Annotated in this window: 1 protein-coding gene; it reads left to right on the top strand. The window is 45.2% G+C overall.

Features of this window, described 5'->3' with window-relative positions; all coding sequences use genetic code 11:
- Positions 1 to 67: 67 nt before the first annotated feature.
- A partial coding sequence (locus V7Z60_RS03265; protein WP_334116277.1) for a hypothetical protein occupies positions 68 to 842 on the top strand: 775 nt, incomplete at its 3' end.

The following is an 842-nucleotide window of genomic DNA, read 5'->3' as shown; positions in this document are numbered from 1 at the left end:
TTTGGAAATGCTTCATGAAAAAAGAACGTATGTTATAATGAAAGGAACTTAAAATGGGGGAATCAAAATGAACAACTCATTAGCCGTTCAGCGCGTCTTGACTTACTATGACGATCGATTTGCCAGAAGAGCGACCGTGATCAGACAGCTTTTGACGAATCGGCTGACGACTTCGTCACGCTTTTGGGGGATGTGCTACGGGTTATTGGATATCGTCAATACCGATTACGAGTTGGGAATGAGCCTTGAAAGGGTTTCTGATCTCGCAGCAGACAGGGGATGGCTTGAAAAAGACCCGGATGCTGCTTATACGTTGACCCCGCTTGGCAAAAAAGTTCGTGATGATTATCTCAGTCTTCACAAGAAGTTGAAGAAACCGGAACTTTTTGCCAAATACAGCTGTCGAAAAATTTTCGCCCTGGTGACTTTATGCGTTCAGGTTGCGTCCGAATTAAGCTTTGGCAACAGAAGTTACGTTCCGATTACAACTGATTATCACCTGTTGCAGATTTTCAAGGCATGGTACCTTGCATATGGCAAGGCCGGAGCGGCTGAGGTCAGGATTGATTTGGAAGAATTCTTGAAGGAAGAAGATGAAACTGATGCCGCGGTCTTCATGTCCAAGTTTGCGGGGCATGAAATGTCCGGCCGGACCAGAGAGCAGATTGCGGATGACTATGATCTTGAAGTGAGTGATGTTGTGATAATAGAGCGCGATTTGATGATTCGATTCGCTGAATTCGTCATCAATGAAGGAGGAAGCCTGGCCGAGCTTTTCAAGCACGAATTAAACGAGGGACTCGTCTCTTCCAGTGCTTTGAAGACTTATGAGATGATTTGTC

Source organism: Ligilactobacillus sp., from assembly GCF_036846325.1.
GTDB lineage: Bacteria > Bacillota > Bacilli > Lactobacillales > Lactobacillaceae > Ligilactobacillus.
Note: the sequence above shows the minus strand (reverse complement) of the source record. Positions and strands in the feature narration are given on the sequence as shown.